The organism is Oleiphilus sp. HI0061 (assembly GCF_001635675.1).
Genome location: NZ_LWFE01000749.1, coordinates 1 through 439 on the forward strand (window position 1 = coordinate 1; position 439 = coordinate 439).

Below are 439 nucleotides of genomic sequence, written 5' to 3' on the forward strand. Positions count from 1 at the left end.
CAGATAATGCCGAGCATGATTTCATCTGCACCGCCGCCAGTAGATACTAGGCGTACGTCACGCATGGCGCGAGATACTTCGTTGTCCCACATGTAACCCATGCCACCCCAATATTGTAAACAAGAATCGGTTACTTCTCGGCCCAAGCGGCCTGCTTTTAGCTTCGCCATAGAAGCAAGCTTGCTGACATCCTGCTTGTTGATATAACCTTCAACTGCCTGATAAGTCAGGGCTCGAAGGGCTTCGATTTCAGTTTGTAATTCTGCAAAGCGGAAGTGAATTACCTGATTATTAATCAGAGGCTGACCGAAGGTCTCTCGTTGCTTACAGTAATCGATAGTGCTGTTTACGCAGCGTTCCAGAGCTTTGATGATATTTGCCGCACCAAACATACGTTCTTCCTGGAATTGCATCATTTGCATCATGAAGCCCATTCCTT

1 protein-coding gene is annotated in these 439 nt (G+C 46.9%); it reads right to left on the minus strand.

Translation table 11 applies throughout. The features are described from left to right. A partial coding sequence (locus tag A3735_RS09225; RefSeq protein WP_197485790.1) for an acyl-CoA dehydrogenase family protein occupies positions 1-439 on the minus strand: 439 nt, incomplete at both ends.